The organism is Aquimarina sp. AWH4_224, assembly GCF_056160245.1.
Genome location: NZ_JBSWWU010000027.1, coordinates 1 through 15,643 on the forward strand (window position 1 = coordinate 1; position 15,643 = coordinate 15,643).

13 protein-coding genes are annotated in these 15,643 nt (G+C 35.2%); 2 read left to right on the forward strand and 11 right to left on the reverse strand.

The genetic code is table 11. From position 1 onward, the window contains the following. Positions 1-145: 145 nt before the first annotated feature. The 11 genes from ACXAGJ_RS24370 to ACXAGJ_RS24420 form a co-directional block, all read right to left on the reverse strand. Positions 146-433, reverse strand: a complete 288-nt coding sequence (locus ACXAGJ_RS24370) for a hypothetical protein (protein WP_474843762.1) — start codon at positions 431-433, stop codon at positions 146-148. A gap of 216 nt (positions 434-649) precedes the next feature. After that, a complete protein-coding gene (locus tag ACXAGJ_RS24375) occupies positions 650-802 on the reverse strand; it encodes an HIT family protein (RefSeq protein WP_474843764.1) in 153 nt (50 codons plus the stop codon). After that, the gene (locus tag ACXAGJ_RS24380; RefSeq protein ID WP_474843766.1) at positions 784-984 is read right to left on the reverse strand and encodes an HIT family protein; all 201 of its coding nucleotides are present in this window, start codon (positions 982-984) and stop codon (positions 784-786) included. The genes ACXAGJ_RS24375 and ACXAGJ_RS24380 overlap by 19 nt, the downstream gene beginning before the upstream one ends. 15 nt (positions 985-999) lie before the next feature. Next, positions 1,000-1,560: a GNAT family N-acetyltransferase gene (locus tag ACXAGJ_RS24385; protein WP_474843768.1), complete on the reverse strand. Its 561-nt coding sequence runs from the start codon at positions 1,558-1,560 to the stop codon at positions 1,000-1,002. A gap of 469 nt (positions 1,561-2,029) precedes the next feature. Further along, positions 2,030-3,229: an alpha/beta hydrolase-fold protein gene (locus tag ACXAGJ_RS24390; protein WP_474843770.1), complete on the reverse strand. Its 1,200-nt coding sequence runs from the start codon at positions 3,227-3,229 to the stop codon at positions 2,030-2,032. A 313-nt stretch (positions 3,230-3,542) separates the two neighbouring features. Further along, on the reverse strand, positions 3,543-3,722 hold the full coding sequence (locus tag ACXAGJ_RS24395) for an SRPBCC domain-containing protein (RefSeq protein ID WP_474843772.1): 180 nt from the start codon (positions 3,720-3,722) through the stop codon (positions 3,543-3,545). Positions 3,723-3,876: 154 nt separating this feature from the next. Next, a complete protein-coding gene (locus tag ACXAGJ_RS24400; RefSeq protein ID WP_474843774.1) occupies positions 3,877-4,074 on the reverse strand; it encodes a hypothetical protein in 198 nt (65 codons plus the stop codon). Between the two features lie 330 nt (positions 4,075-4,404). Next, complete coding sequence (locus ACXAGJ_RS24405; RefSeq protein ID WP_474843776.1) at positions 4,405-5,457, reverse strand: alpha/beta hydrolase; 1,053 nt, start codon at positions 5,455-5,457, stop codon at positions 4,405-4,407. Next, the gene (locus tag ACXAGJ_RS24410) at positions 5,444-6,073 is read right to left on the reverse strand and encodes a hypothetical protein (protein ID WP_474843778.1); all 630 of its coding nucleotides are present in this window, start codon (positions 6,071-6,073) and stop codon (positions 5,444-5,446) included. Before ACXAGJ_RS24410 ends, ACXAGJ_RS24405 begins: the two co-directional genes overlap by 14 nt. Positions 6,074-6,318: 245 nt before the next feature. After that, positions 6,319-7,410 carry a helix-turn-helix domain-containing protein gene (locus ACXAGJ_RS24415; protein ID WP_474843780.1) on the reverse strand — a complete coding sequence of 364 codons (1,092 nt, stop codon included), beginning with the start codon at positions 7,408-7,410 and terminating at the stop codon, positions 6,319-6,321. A gap of 288 nt (positions 7,411-7,698) precedes the next feature. Next, positions 7,699-8,841, reverse strand: a complete 1,143-nt coding sequence (locus tag ACXAGJ_RS24420) for a hypothetical protein (protein WP_474843782.1) — start codon at positions 8,839-8,841, stop codon at positions 7,699-7,701. Between the two features lie 363 nt (positions 8,842-9,204). On the opposite strand from ACXAGJ_RS24420, the gene ACXAGJ_RS24425 reads away from it, so the two are divergent. Then, a complete protein-coding gene (locus ACXAGJ_RS24425; RefSeq protein ID WP_474843784.1) occupies positions 9,205-9,471 on the forward strand; it encodes a transposase in 267 nt (88 codons plus the stop codon). Positions 9,472-10,485: 1,014 nt separating this feature from the next. Then, on the forward strand, positions 10,486-15,643 hold a 5,158-nt coding region (locus ACXAGJ_RS24430; RefSeq protein WP_474843786.1), incomplete at its 3' end, for a beta strand repeat-containing protein.

The following is a 15,643-nucleotide window of genomic DNA, read 5'->3' on the forward strand; positions in this document are numbered from 1 at the left end:
GCAAAGAGCTTAAATTATTTGGGGTGCAAAATACAATTTCGTTAGCATAGTACTAACAGGTTTTGAGAGCTATGAGGGATTGCTCACAACGTTGCTTGTATGTTGAGTCTGCCAGCCGAAGGCGGCATATGCAATATACAACCTGTTAGGGTATGTTTTTTATTTCGTTTAATTTTCCTTCTTTAAAAACAAATTGAATACAGTCATTTCCAATTAAGTCAGTACAATATTCAATTGTATCCGTCATTTTAATCAATTCAGGATTTATTTTGATTGAATTTTCAGAAGACCATTTTTCTTTTGATATTCCAATGATCTTTGGAAATTCAATATCACCTCCAACAAATGATAGTTTATTTTTATTATTCTCATAAAGTATCATATCAAAGTCATATTTCAGTCCAATCTTTTGTAATTCTTTATTACTGAACATTTGGTAAGTTATAGGTTCGTGATAACATACTGAACATAATGCATAAGCAGCTTAGATATTCTCTTTTGATTTTAAGTGTATATTTTCCTACTTAGTGGCAGCTGTATTGGTATTTTTATCCCAAGTTTCAATTATCCTCTTCTACTATCTAATCAACAATTCTCTTAATTCTGGGCCCTTCAATTCTGATGTCATTTGGTTGTTGGTCCCAAAGCTCTAACAAAATCCATCTCCTTTATATCTCGGGAAAATATGATAATGGTGGTAATGTGCAATCTCATTAAAAATTCCACCATTTTGCATCATAGTATATCCATCAAAATTATATGCCTCTCTCAGCGCCTTTAAAATTAGTTTAGAAACTTGCATTCCCGATTAGATTCAGCCTCCATTAATTCATCCAAATCTAATCTATGTTGTCTGGTGATGAGCAATACATGTCTATCATTGATGGGGTCTATGTCCATTAAAGCAACTATTAATTCGTCTTCATAAACCTTTCTACTTGGTAGCCTTCCTGACGCAAGGTCACAACCAATACAACCTTTCATATTGTTATATTTTAACTAATCACTATTAAATTTACTGTAGATCTCCAAACTCCTAAAATTATTTTCAGCATCTAATTCGGTATCTTTTTCTATACCCTCAAGCTTGAAACCTAATCTTTGTGGTATTTTCTTACTTAGTTCGTTGCCAACTGCACATTTGATAATTATTTTATTTAAGTCCAGTTCATTAAAAGCATAATTGCATAAAAGTTGAACTGCCTTAGTCACAATGCCCTGCTTTTGGTAGTCTTTAGACAGCCAATAGCCTATTTCTGTTTGACTTTTAAGGATGTCTGTAGGATCTATCCCAATCATACCAATAAATATATTGTGTTTGCGAATGGTAAAGGTATATTCTTTACGCTCATTAGTTTTCGCAATTACTGATTTAACAAACACTTCTGTATCTGCTGTACTTTTTGTTTTAGCCACAAATGCAAGCCACTCCCCCAAATAAGCCCTTTGCTGGTCAATGGTATTGAAAATATCTTCAACATCTGAAAGCTCTAGTGCTCTTAGCATTATGTCATTATCTATTATAAAGTTCATTTCAAATTTGTTATCTTTAGTATCCAACGCTCATATTTTGATGATTCAGTCCTTTCCTAAAACATAGGTTTTAAAAGCGTATTCCCGTGGTGTAAAAATAATCAGAATAATAATCAACATAAAACACATAAAATTGAAGTCCAATCCTCTACTTCGCTACCAACGAGCATTCCATTTTTCCATAGAGGATATGCCACAACCGCTAACCAAAGTCCTTTATATAAAAACATAAATAGTATGATAGGAAGTTTTTTTTAAGGTATGGAACACTCCTAAAACAGACATTGTAATGTAGGCAGTTATTGAACACCAAGTAATGACTATTTCGCATTCCAAGCCCTTTATGTGTAATTAATGCTGTCCATTCATCTTTCCCTTCAAATAGAAACATAAGCGAAAATAGTTTCAACACATACACTTATGTGGGAAAAACACCTTTATAACTGTTAGGCGATTGAAAAAGTAATTTTATAAATTCCATTTATGCTTTTTGTATTTAATTGGTCAGTTCAATAAGTGCTTCCCTATAGATTTTTACTTCAGTACTATTCTGTAATTGTGCCAGTTCAAAGGCTTTTTTGAAGGACGCTTCTGCATTACTAGTATCTTGGTTTTCTTTATACGATAATCCTAGATAGTAGTGTGCCAAGTGCGAGCCTGGATAACCTTCAATCCAATAGGTATAAATTTCAATTGCTTCTTCTATTTTTTCATTCCTGAGCAAACTTCTACCTATATTTTTAAGACAGCTCATACTATATAATCTATCTACGTTTGGATAAACCTTAAATCCATACTCATTGGATAGATTTTCATAGAAAGATTCAATATTCCTTCTTGCTTTTCCTTCTTTTGTAATTAAATTGAGGTAATCGGCATACCATTTTTCTTTTGGGAACATAAATTCGAATGCGTTGATCAAGCCAGGAAGGATAACTTCAGTATGGCCTTCGCCTTCAATTGTCTCAGCCTTAGTATGGATATTGCCTGTATTAAACACAGCTAGTTTATCATTAAAATCCTTGATGTTAGTGTTAATATATGGCTGAGAATCGGCATCCTTGCTTCCCGAAACAACATACAAGAAATTTTGTGTTATTTCGCTTTTTCCATAAAGTTGAGCCAGCTCTTCAATCAATCGCTCATCTTTGTTATAGCCATCTCCAATAATATTTCCTGCTGCAAAGCATATATAGGCTTGAAATAAATTAGGTTTATTCAATAATGTATACAGACCTATTACTGAGGAAGGTGAAAATCCTATGAATGTTTTAAAATTCGTTAATCGATATTTTTCTTCTAAAAGTGGAAGTAATTCAAGTTCTAAGAAATTGATGAAATCTTCTTGATGATCACCATAGTTGTACCTTTTGTCCCTATGATTGTTATACAAATTCGGTGCAAAATGATTTCTGTGTTTATTCCCAGAACCAATCGAAACCACAATAGATTCTGGCATTCTAGTAGTATTACTCAAATGGTTTACAATTGTACTTGTTGTATGGAATAATAAACCATGGTCTAAAACCAATACTATAGGGTATTTCTTTGTTGATTCATGGTACTTGTCTGGTAGTATAATGTTTAGCATTCGGGTTTCATCTATGTATCTTGAATTTATGGACTGATGTTCCATTGATGGTTGCGCCAATAGTCCACTTGGTACAAGGTAAAGTAGTGCTAGAATGATTCTCATTGCTATGTTTTTAGGTTTAACGGTTTGTTTATAAAGCGCAGCCTACCGATAGCTGGCAATGATTTTATAAGATGTATATGGTATGCCATTTTTATATTAAAGATGATTATGATGACTACTTAAGAGCTCATCGATGCGATGATAACTCATTTCCATTGCAGTACCCATTCCAGTTGCCAAAGGCTTCATTACGTTGCTTTTTAGAACCATATTCAATTAATGTTCTAACCTTGGTACCCTTGCTTGATGGTTCAAAAGTCAAAGTGACTATAGTCCTGTTAGTGATTCCTCCTTCCGAACATCCAATCTTGTGCTACTCTTCTTGGACTATCTTCTGATGTGTTGTGATTTCGTAAAAGGTACCTTTAATGGCGATTTCTGTGCCTTCTAACTCATTTCGAAAAACGTTCTCATAAATACCACCAATTCGAAAATCTATTTTGCAAATCGACATTGACCATTCAGGCGGGCCAAGCATCCATTGACTAACCAAGCTTGCATTGTTTCAGAATGGCTTTTTACAATCGCTGGTTTCATATTTCTCCCATTTTTTGTTTTGTTAAAATTTCATTTAAGCCTTCGGCCAAACGCAATATCTCGATGGGTATTACTTGTCGTAGCGGCCTTTTATATAAACTGTTTTGGTTTCATCTTGTAAACTGGTGTTTATAATCTTCTCCAAGGATATAGGTTTTAAAAACGTATTTCCAAGGTGTGAAAACAATGGGAATACCAATTAGCATAAATACTGGAACCCATTCTGCTGTTTCATTACCCGCAAGTACTCCGTTTATCCATAAAGGATAAGCTACAAAAAGCAGCCAAAGCCCTTTGTACAGATACATAAACAGCATTATGGGAAGCATTTTCAACGTGCGGAATACCCCCCAACTATAGACAGGCTTGTATATGCCGCAATCGAACACCAAGCAATGCCTATTTCTGCATTCCAATATCCTTGGTGTAAGATTAATTCTGTCCAAGAATCTTTTCCCGCAAATAAGAACATAAGCAGAAAAAACAACTTCAACACATACATCTGTATGGGCAAGACTCCCTTATATTTATCTGAGGGATGAAAAAGCTTTTTAATGAATTCCATTTCTATAATTTTATTTGAATTTAAACTCACATTAGGACAATAAAACAATACTAATACACAAATACCTTCAATACTATTTATGTTCTTCTATAAATTGCAAGACTTCATCTGCAAATAGTGCTGGCTCGCTAAAATGAGGAGCGTGTCCAGATTTTTCAAATACCGATAAATATTTTGATGAGGAATCTATATTATCAAAGGCCTCTTGTGCAGCGGTTAAAGGAACCACCATATCATATTGGCCAGATATAAACAATGACGGTATCGTTATTTCTTGAAGCTGATTTGTATAATCCAATGTCTGGAACAGCCCTTGATTTTCTATTATAGAGGCAATTTGATTACTATTCCATACTTGGGTCAAATAATTATAAACAAAAAAATTAGTGTTGTTTATTTTTCCATTTTCGGGATCTTTTATAAAAGCATCGTCCACTAGTTTTTTTTCTGCTTCAAAAGCTTTTTCGTTGAGCTCTAAATAGTCATCTAAATTGTTTTCTGGGCTCACTTGTGAAACAAAGTCTAAAATAGATGACCAAAACCCAAGATTATTGCCTAGGGCTATCTGTACATTTGCAGTAGCGGTGAGCGTTTCTTTGGTTTGATCGTATAATAAAGCTGGACTATAGGCGCCATCTACACCTATCCAACCCTTAAAATTACTTTGGTCTTTTAGTAGAGTAGTAGTTCCCAGGGTGCCTCCCCAACTGCCTCCCAATAGAAAGAATCGCGAGTCGTTACCAAATTTATATTTCATAACCTTAACAAGTGCCAATACGTCTTCGGCCATTAGATCTATGGTTACATCACCTTCAGAGTAATGGCCTTGTGAATTACCAGAGCCACGCTGGTCAAAATAAACAACAGCATACTGCTCTTCTATTTTTGTAAAAGCCTTGCTTCTTAGCCCTAATCCTGTTCCTCCTGGTCCGCCGTGCAATGTTATCAAGAAAACTTTTTCAATACTTTTGCCCTTTATGTAAGCAGGCATATCAGCATTTTTATGCCGAACAAAAATAGTTTCGTCCAAGTTATTAAGGTCGAAATCGTCTGAACAAGCTATTATGGCACCAACTGTTATTGTTACAATTAGAACTTTTAATAATGGTGTTTTAAAGTGTTTCATTTTTATTTTTTTTGTTTTTGAAATTAAAGCGAAAACCATATTGTATGGAGAATGTGGGTAGCGTCCCTGCATTATAATTAAAGCGTGGACTGAAGGTTACGCTTAAGTATGTTGCAGAGCGTACTTTTCCCTTGCGTTGTGTGCCAATACCAACGGAAATTGCTGGACTGTAATATCCTCTACCAGGAAGGAATACTTTGTTTACATTATCTCCTTTCACTTCATAGGTTTCAGGCAAGAACGATCTATAGTACCCTATTGGATTTAAATCTACATTAAATTGTTCTCCATTTTTATTAGTCCTCCTCCAAGTGATTCCTAGATTTGTAAAACCGCCTGTTTCTGTTTTGGAAGCAAAATTTGTAGCGAATCCTATAGTGCCATTAAAAAGAAATTGATGCGTATTAGTAAGTTGGACACCTCTTCGTTCTTTATTTTTCTTTATCTCCTTAAATAAATATTCTGCTCCAAGGTTAATACCATTGCTCCATAAAATAGTACCAGAATACCCTATTTTAAATTCTGTTCTATTAGTGTAAGTAGGCTCATTATTTTGAGCTATGGTTTCTAGACTTATTGCACATAAGAATAGAAGCAAGGTAACATTGTTTTTCATTTTTGACTTATAGAGACAAAGTCTGTTACATAACCTATAAGTCGATTTAAGATATTCTGTAAACTCTTTACTAGAACTAACTCTCATACTCCTAAAAAGTTTAAGGTTTTTTTCACTACTACTGAGATTATGGGCTACTCTTGTCATTTATTTTTTGATTTACTGGGGGCAAAAGTAAAGTTGTGAGTAAAAGAAAAGAGTTCTCTTAATACTGAAGAAGTCCTAAAACAAAAGGATTATACGAATTAGGACTTTTTTTGTAGCTTTCTATAAGCTCCGGGTGACATTTCCAAACCTGTATTAAATGCATTGTAGAAAGCACTTTTGGATTTAAAGCCCACTTCCATACCTATGGCTTCTATGGAATACTTGTTGAACACAGGGTCTTGTAATAAGTTTTTAGCAGCTTCAATACGGTATTCATTCACAAACTGAATAACGCTTTTATGTATTTCCTGATTTATAATTTGAGATAAATAACTTTCGCTGGTTTCCAACCTATTGGCAAGTTCCAATCTACTTAAAAAGGGGTTTTTATATAGTTCTTCATCTTCCATAAGAGAATAGAGCTTAGTGATGATAGCAGACTTCGTGGATCCTTTTATATTCTTTTTTTTAGTCGAAGGGCCAGTAGCATTTTTAGATTTTAAATAGTTGTGTATTTCCTCTTTTTGATCTATTATCTGCAATCTAAAAACACCATAATATAAAATCCACCACAAGAATAAACACATTAGTATCCAAAGTAAATATGCCGTATAGATCGAATTGAATATATACATTTCAACCCTATTAATAATCCAAATTATAATAAGGAAAACAATGAAAATATTTAATCTAAGTAACCACTGCCTTTTATTTTCTGATATAGAAGTAGAATTGCATATTAATTTCCTTCCAAAAAATATCAAAAACAAATTAAAACTTATGGAAGTAAAATCTTTAACATAGAAGATGATGAAATCGTAAATCGAACCATAAAGGTCAAACAAGAGCAAAGAAATTTCAAGTACAACAGAAATAAAGAAAGGAAGGAAAAGTAATTTATACCAGCTGCTTTTAAGAATAGTGTGTTTAATCTGAATTAAAAAATAAGTAAATAGGGTCGCTGCAAATAGAAAATCTAATCTGAGAAGACCGAAAATTTCCATTAAAACGCTGGAAATACTATTATTATGCCATTCTATTAAAGTTAAGTTAGCTATCAAAAATAAAGATAACGCAAGAAAATTATTCGCATGGCTTCTATAAAAAGAAATTGTAACCAATGAGATGCTAACAAAATATCCCAATACAACACTTGCAATAATCACAAAGTCTAGCGTAGTTTGGCTCATTCTGCTATTTTTCAAAGTTTATAGGCTTGAAATCTTATTTGGGGGAGATACAAATATAAATCAAGTATTGTGTACTGCAAAGTTATGTGAATTATAATTCCCCCTATGTTTAGGACAGAATATTAAAAAAATAAGATATTAGATTTACAACTTGCGAAATTTTATTGATAGTTATTTTCTTTATCAATCTATCTAAAAACTCTCGATATAATATGTAGGTATACCGAGAGTTTTTGTATTATTAATTATAAGAGAAAGGCCTTATAGATAATAGATTCTTTTGGATATTTATGGAAGCAAATTTGAAACAGGCCCTTCATAGGCAGTGAATGTTAAAAATTCATGCACATAAGAAAATTCATTTTCGATTCCAAAAGTTTTAGCTTTGATGCCTGCTTTTACTCTAGGTGTACAGTATAAACCAATATCTCCACTAAAGTTTATGGGATATTCTATATCATTTACCGCTTGGGCTTCTGCAAAAAATTTAAAGAATCCACCTCCATATAGGTCACTGTCCAATGAAATTGTTGGAGCTTCAAGTCTTCCTCTAAAATTTGCTGGTACATATGAAGGTCTATGAAAATTCCAGTCAATATTTGCACTATACACAGGATACCAATTTCCATAATAATAATCAACTCCTGCTTCCATTCGTGCATATGGAATAGCAAGAGTAGCTTGTAGAGTTCCGCCTGCAAAAGCCTTGGCTTTAGCTTTTAGGTTTATTTTATTAACAAAAACTATGGGTACTAATCCTACGGTAACAGTAATAGGAGGTAATGTAAATACTGGGATTTTTGCTTCCCCTTGAGCTCCTATTCTACCTTTAAAGGAAAAATCGGCAATATCTAGTGCAAATACACAACGTAATCTTTCTGGGGTGATTGAATTTGGTGCTTTTTGGTAGTAGAATTGAAAATCTGGACGCATTAAGGCCTGAAATTCACCAAAAAAAGTACCTGTTCCACTTGCTTTAAATCGATAATATCCATCTGATTGTTTGCTGAAATTTTCATCATCAGTATGATATTTGATTTTAAATTCTGTTTTTGTTGGATCTATCTCTGCTTTTTCAAATACCTCATGAAGTGAAGTCTCCTCTGTTGAAATCATCAATTTGTCAGAAACTGATTTTATAGCTTTGATTTTTTTCATAAAACCATATGGAGCTTTATCCATAACATCTGCAATGAGGATATCCCCAATTTTAAAATCTAATAAATCTGATTTCTTTTTAAAGGTTAACTCGTGATTTTCTAATTTAAGTAATCCATGAGATTCATCAATTATTTTTACATTCGAGATGGATAATGTTTCTTCCAGAGTTTGATTAGTAGTTATATCTTCAAAACTTTCTTTCTCTGATTCGCAAGAGATCAACAAAAAAGTAAACGATATTAAAGCTAAAATAAATTTTAAGTCCTTCATTTTTAAAGTTTTTATTTACATTAAATTAATAGTAGAGGTATACCTGTCAAAAAGCTATTTTGTTTCTTTCTTTGAAAGAGGTGATAGTTTACCTATGAGCACTTTTTTGCTATAAATAAGCTTTTTGGGTTTGTTATTGGTTTTGTGTATTGATTATTTAATTTATGATGTTATTATTTAGTTAACGCATAAGGAACTTTAAATTAAAGTATTCGTAACGATGTCCTGATCGATCAAATCAATCTATTGGGAGAGGTTGAATATTTATTAGGCAGGTTTTTTGTGGACATTTTAATCCGCTCAAATAAATATAAATTCTATTTTCTTCAGCACTCATTCTGATTTTTTCTGTGACCTCCTTTTATGAAAAAAAGCAGATTTACCGAAGCTCAAATTGTATCTATCCTTCAACAGTATGGTTCAGGAATGAAAGTCACCGACATCTGTCGTGAAAAAGGTATTAGTACAGCTACGTTTTACAGCTGGAAACGGAAGTACGGTGGCATGGATACTCAACAACTTAAGGAACTTAAGACTTTTCAAGAGGAAAACCGTCGTTTAAAACAGATGTTTGCCGATTTAAGTCTTGATCATCGTATTTTAAAAGACATTATAGAAAAAAAGCTCTAAAGCCTTGTGAGCGCAAGCTACTTGCACAACAAGTTGTTGAAGAAGAAGGATTAAGTGTTGTTAGAGCTTGCTTGTTGGTAAGTTTAAGTCGTTCTATGTGGTATTATCAAACCAAGAGAGACGATTCTGAAGTTATAGATAAACTCATTGAGATGAGTGAGTTAAAACCCAATCGTGGGTTTGTTACTATTTCTACAGAATCCGTTCGTAAGGCTTTGTATCGAATCGTAAACGCGTATTGAGAGGGTATAGGCTTATTGGATTGCAACTGGGAGGGAAAAGCAAAAAATGACTTCCAGCACGAATAAAAACACCTTAGAATCAACCTGAAGCGCTATTACAAATATGGAGTGCTGATTCTATGAGCGATAGTTTAGTTACTGGAAGAAGATTTAGGGTCTTTAACATCATTGATGATTATAACAGGGTCTTCCTTATGTATAACTCCTGCTTTTTCAATGCTTGCATTACGAGTTGTTAGTTACTTGAAACAGGCAATTGAGATTTATGGTAAACCAATACAGATCCGTGTTGATAATGGGCCAGAGTTCATTGCTCAAATCTTTGTCAACTATTGTTTAGTATTAGTGCGGTAATATTTGAATTTATTTAAAGTCTTAGAACTTAAAAAAGCTGAAGACATTTATGTTGTAAAAAATCATATGTTCAATTGAGTATTTCCAATATAGTATCTTATATAAGTATCTCTTTTTTTATAAAATAAACTTTGAGATTGTAGTGCCCTGTACTACCACAAGATAATGTGTATTTTGATTATTCATAAAGACAGGGAAATGTTTAGGCGCTGCATTTAATCGATAAAAAATGCATTTAATCGATTTTTTTTAATTAGCTTAGCTAAAGAAAAGTTAAAGACACAAGACGATTCTTTAGCTTTAAAAAGATTAAGGTTTTACCGTATTTTCGATATGCTTAATGTGTAGGATTTATTTAAAACACAAAACCTAGTTTTTGCTAATACTATTATTAATCATACTTTAAACCAATTACTACATGAAAAAAATTACTTTTATCTTTTTTGGAAAAGGTACCATAGATACCCAAAAAGTGTTAAGTTTTTTGACATTTTTAATTCTGGTATGCACAGTGTATCCAACACATGCGACTAATACAAGTTTTTTTAGTGATTATTCTAAATGGCACTCGCCAAAAAATCTTGTGGTTAAACCATTACTTGTAGATTTCTATGATAAGAATAGCGAAGTCTTTGAAGGTAATGAATCTTACAAGAGCGCTTTTTCAAATGTCATTTTTAATGATAATGATGGTATTGATGAAGGAGTTGATCAGGATGATGATAATGATGGTATTCTTGATGTAAATGAATTTGAAACATGTGGTACTGCTACTACAAGCCTCGCAGATGGAACAAGTGTTTTTGATGAAGATATTTTTGAGGTAGGCACTACAGATGTAGATTTTACATTTGCAAATTTGGCAGATCAATTAGCATTCTTTAATGCAGAATGGGAACTCGCAGAATATGGAAGTCCTTCTGGTGGATTGGTAGATGGTATAGAAATTAATACGACAACAACAGATCCAGGAACAGCACAATTGACAGTAGATATAAACTTAACCTTTTCTAGACCAGTTTATGATCTGGTCTTTTCTGTAGGTGATATAGATGGGCCTGCAGGACCACAAGCAGAAAGTGTTGAGGTTTTTGCATTTGATGAGAATGATAATCCAATTACATTAGATATTAATAATTTTCCATTTATAGGACCAAATTTAAATCGCACAGGTACTACCTTTATGACAAGTATTTCTACTTTTCCAGGTAATAATAGTACTGCAAATACATTTACATTATCCATCCCCGAAGCTGTAAGTAGAGTAGTATTAAGAGGGGATGATGGATCCGATGATTTGTATATAGGGATTCATTCTATGTCTTATTGTTCTTCTCAAGATACTGATAATGATACTATACCCGATCATCTGGATACCGATAGTGATGGAGATGGTTGTTTTGATGCTTTTGAAGGAGGAGATATTATTGCTGTAAGTGAGGTAGATAATGTAACAGGAGAATTAACAGGTATGGTTAATGGAGATGGAGTGCCAAATAATGTGAATCAAACAATAGGTCAAACAGTAGGGACAAGTCAAGACGCAGCTATCGCAGCTCCAAATTGTCCACCAATTGCTGATGATGATAATATAATCGCAGATGAAGGTACAATAGTTAATATATCAGTTATTACCAATGATGCTGATTCAAATGGAGTCATAGATCCTACAACAGTTAGTTTGGTAGGTAGTTGTGATACGGGAAGAACAGATGCTAATGGAGACTGTTTGCAAATCACAATATTAGGAGAAGGAATATGGAGTGTTGATACAGCAAGCGGTGTTATTACCTTTACTCCCGAAGTAGGTTTTATTACCGATCCAACCCCGATTGATTATAATGTAGAAGATAGTGATGGCAATGTGTCAAATAATGCAACTATTATCATAGATTATATAGATTCCTGTGATCCGATAGTTTCTGGAAATCCAGATTTTGATAACGATGGTGTTAGTGATGTTTGCGATCTGGATGATGATAACGATGGTATTCTGGACACAGAAGAAGGTGCTGTGATGATTACTCCTGTATTTGCAGGACAAACTACAACATTAAACTCCAGTACAATAACAACTGTTACTAATTTGTCACCAGGTGATATCATTAGGGTTTCTAATGTGGCAAATGCTGGAATAGCAAATTTAGATGCTATAATAACAATTATTTCTTCTACGGGGATACCTCAATATGATCCATCTGTAGCTAGGTTTTTTCTTGATAATTATTTGCCGGGTTCGGATCACTATGTTGAATATACTTTAGAATATGTGATGTCAGGTACTTCTACAGCAGTTACTGTCAATAACTATACAGTTAGCATTGGGGATATTGATTCTAATGAGACTTTGGATTTTACAGATTTAGTAGGGTATCAAAACCCGGATAGTTATACTATCGGGATCTCATTAGAAACAGGAGGTTTTGATAATGGTGGTGGTCCGGCAGGAGTATTTCAATATTTCAGAATGCGAAAGGATCTTGCAGGAAGTTCTACAGATTGGCAAGATGAAATTAATTATTCTAATACTGCGCCTAATGCAGATGAAGTAGTTGCTACTATTTTTTATGAAAGTGTTACTTTGGTAAGGGCTATAAGTGGTGTTACAGGTTCTTTTGGAGGTCCAGGTAGAAGAGGAGTATCTATCGGAGATAGTTCTTTTACGACTACTGTAGATACAGATTTAGACGGTATTCCGAATCATCAGGATTTAGATAGTGATAATGATGGGTGTCCTGATGCTATAGAAGGAGATGAAGATGTAATAGCAGCTCAATTGAATGGTGATAATTCGATAAATATAACAGCCAATGGTGGAATAGATTCAGATGGAGTACCAGAATTGATTAATAATGGCGGTACAGCCGATATAGGTGCTGACCAAGGACAAAGTTCAAATGGTAATGAAATAGTAGCGACCCGACTTAATTTGAGAACTACTCCTATTGATCAAACTGCTAATACAGGTAATCAGGCAAGAATAAGCGCCCTAGCAACAGTAACTAATACAACAGATTTTATAGGGGTTGCTCCAACTACGATTCCAGATTATTTAGGTAGTTCTGCGATGACTATTGGAGGAGTTAGGTATCAATGGTATCTAGGGGACCCCAATGCAGGCGGAGTACTACTTACTAACGATGCTACATATTCGGGAGTTACAGGTCGAACATTAACAATTAATACAGACTTGTCTCTGGATGGTAATCAATATTGCGTGTTGATCACACATCCTAATAATGAATGTATTGCACAAGTCGAATGTGCTACACTAACAGTTATAGACCCTTGTGACCCTGTATCTTCAGGTTATCCGGATAAAGATAATGATGGAATTACAGATATCTGCGATCTTGATGATGATAATGACGGGATTACAGATGTGGATGAAGGATTATTAAATATAGGAAATGCTCCCGCTACAGCAACGGGTTTGTTGGCAAATCAAATTTTTTGGACAGATTGGTCTTCTGGAGATTTTGCAGACGGTGTTCAACTAGGAGATGAGCAAATTGTAAGCTTGCCAGGAGGTTTTTCAATAACCATTCAGGTTGTGAATGCAAATGCAGATGCAGGTGATATAACAGTTTCACCAATTGCAAATAATCTTGCTGGATTATATACCAATTCTGTTTTAGGTTTAAGGACAGCAACTAGTGGGGATGTTAGTTTTACCTTTAGTTTTAATGGTATTGATGGTTTGGGGAATCCATTTATTCCAGATGTAATTTTTTCAGATGGAGAGCGAACAACCCAACCGGGAGAAATAACAAGTGCAGTTACTAATGGTGGTAATTGGAGATTAGCAGAACAAATACGTAGCGCCTCAGATGCTTCTGGAGTTGGGACCCAAACAGTTTCAATTTCAGGCTCTGATCCAGGTCAGGGGTTTGGTACTCCTTTATTTCAAAGTAGTGCGGCGTCAGAAGTAACTTTTGCTAGCAGTGGTCTAGGTGGTCGACAAACGATAGCAATAGGTTTTATCGTTAACAGAGATAGCGATTCTGACGGAACTCCAGATAGTTGTGATTTAGATTCTGACAATGATGGTTGTCCAGATGCAGTTGAAGGAGCGGGGATTTTTGAGCCTACAGATTTGAATGGCTCTGGTAGTTTGGATAGTGCTGTAGATGCAAATGGTGTACCCACAGTTTCAGGAAGCCCTCAAAATACGACTGCTGGCGTTACGGATGATTCAATTAGTGTATGTGAACCTACTACGGCAGATGATAGTTTAACAGTAGATGAAGATAGTACCGCAGGTGTTGCAAATCAAATTGATGTGTCGACCAATGATAGTATTGGTGTCGACGGTGGTGATGGTGAAGATTTTGCTTTAGCTACGGGAGCTAGTAACGGTACAGTCACGGAAGTAAGTGATGGGGTTTTCCAATATGTGCCAAATCCAAACTTTAATGGAAGTGATAGTTTTACCTATACTATTACTGATGCAAATGGAGATACCGATACTGCTACAGTGAATGTAACCGTAACCCCAGTAGACGATACACCAACGGCTACAGATGATACTCCTGCCGATGTAGCAGAAGATAGTGGAACGACCAACATAGCGGTATTAGGTAACGATAGCTTTGGAGGCGACGGTCCAAGTACGGGAACGATCAATGTAACTGCCATCCCAGCTGCCGTAGGAACTGCAGTAGTGAACAATGGAGGTACACCAAACGATCCGACAGATGATACGATCGACTTTACTCCAGCCTTAGACTATAATGGTCCGGTAACAATCACCTATGAGATCGAAGATGCAGATGGAGATACGGCTACGGCTACGGTTACTTTCGATGTAACCCCAGTAGACGATACGCCAACCGCTACTAATGATACTCCTGCAGATGTAGCAGAAGATAGTGGAACGACCAACATAGCAGTATTAGGTAACGATAGCTTTGGAGGTGATGGTCCAAGTACCGGAACGATCAATGTGACTGCCATCCCAGCTGCAGTAGGAACTGCAGTAGTGAACAATGGAGGTACACCAAACGATCCAACGGATGATACGATCGACTTTACTCCAGCCTTAGACTATAATGGTCCGGTAACAATCACCTATGAGATCGAAGATGCAGATGGAGATACGGCTACGGCTACGGTTACTTTTGATGTCACTCCAGTAGACGATACACCAACGGCTACAGATGATACTCCTGCAGATGTCGCAGAAGATAGTGGAACGACCAACATAGCAGTATTAGGTAACGATAGCTTTGGAGGAGACGGTCCAAGTACGGGAACGATCAATGTGACTGCCATCCCAGCTGCGGTAGGAACTGCAGTAGTGAACAATGGTGGTACACCAAACGATCCGACCGATGATACGATTGACTTTACTCCAGCCTTAGACTATAATGGTCCTGTAACGATTACTTATGAGATCGAAGATGCTGATGGAGATACGGCTACGGCTACGGTTACTTTTGATGTGACTCCAGTAGACGATACACCAACGGCTACAGATGATACTCCTGCAGATGTCGCAGAAGATAGTGGAACGACCAACATAGCAGTATTAGGAAACGATAGCTTTGGAGGAGACGGTCCAAGTACCGGAACGA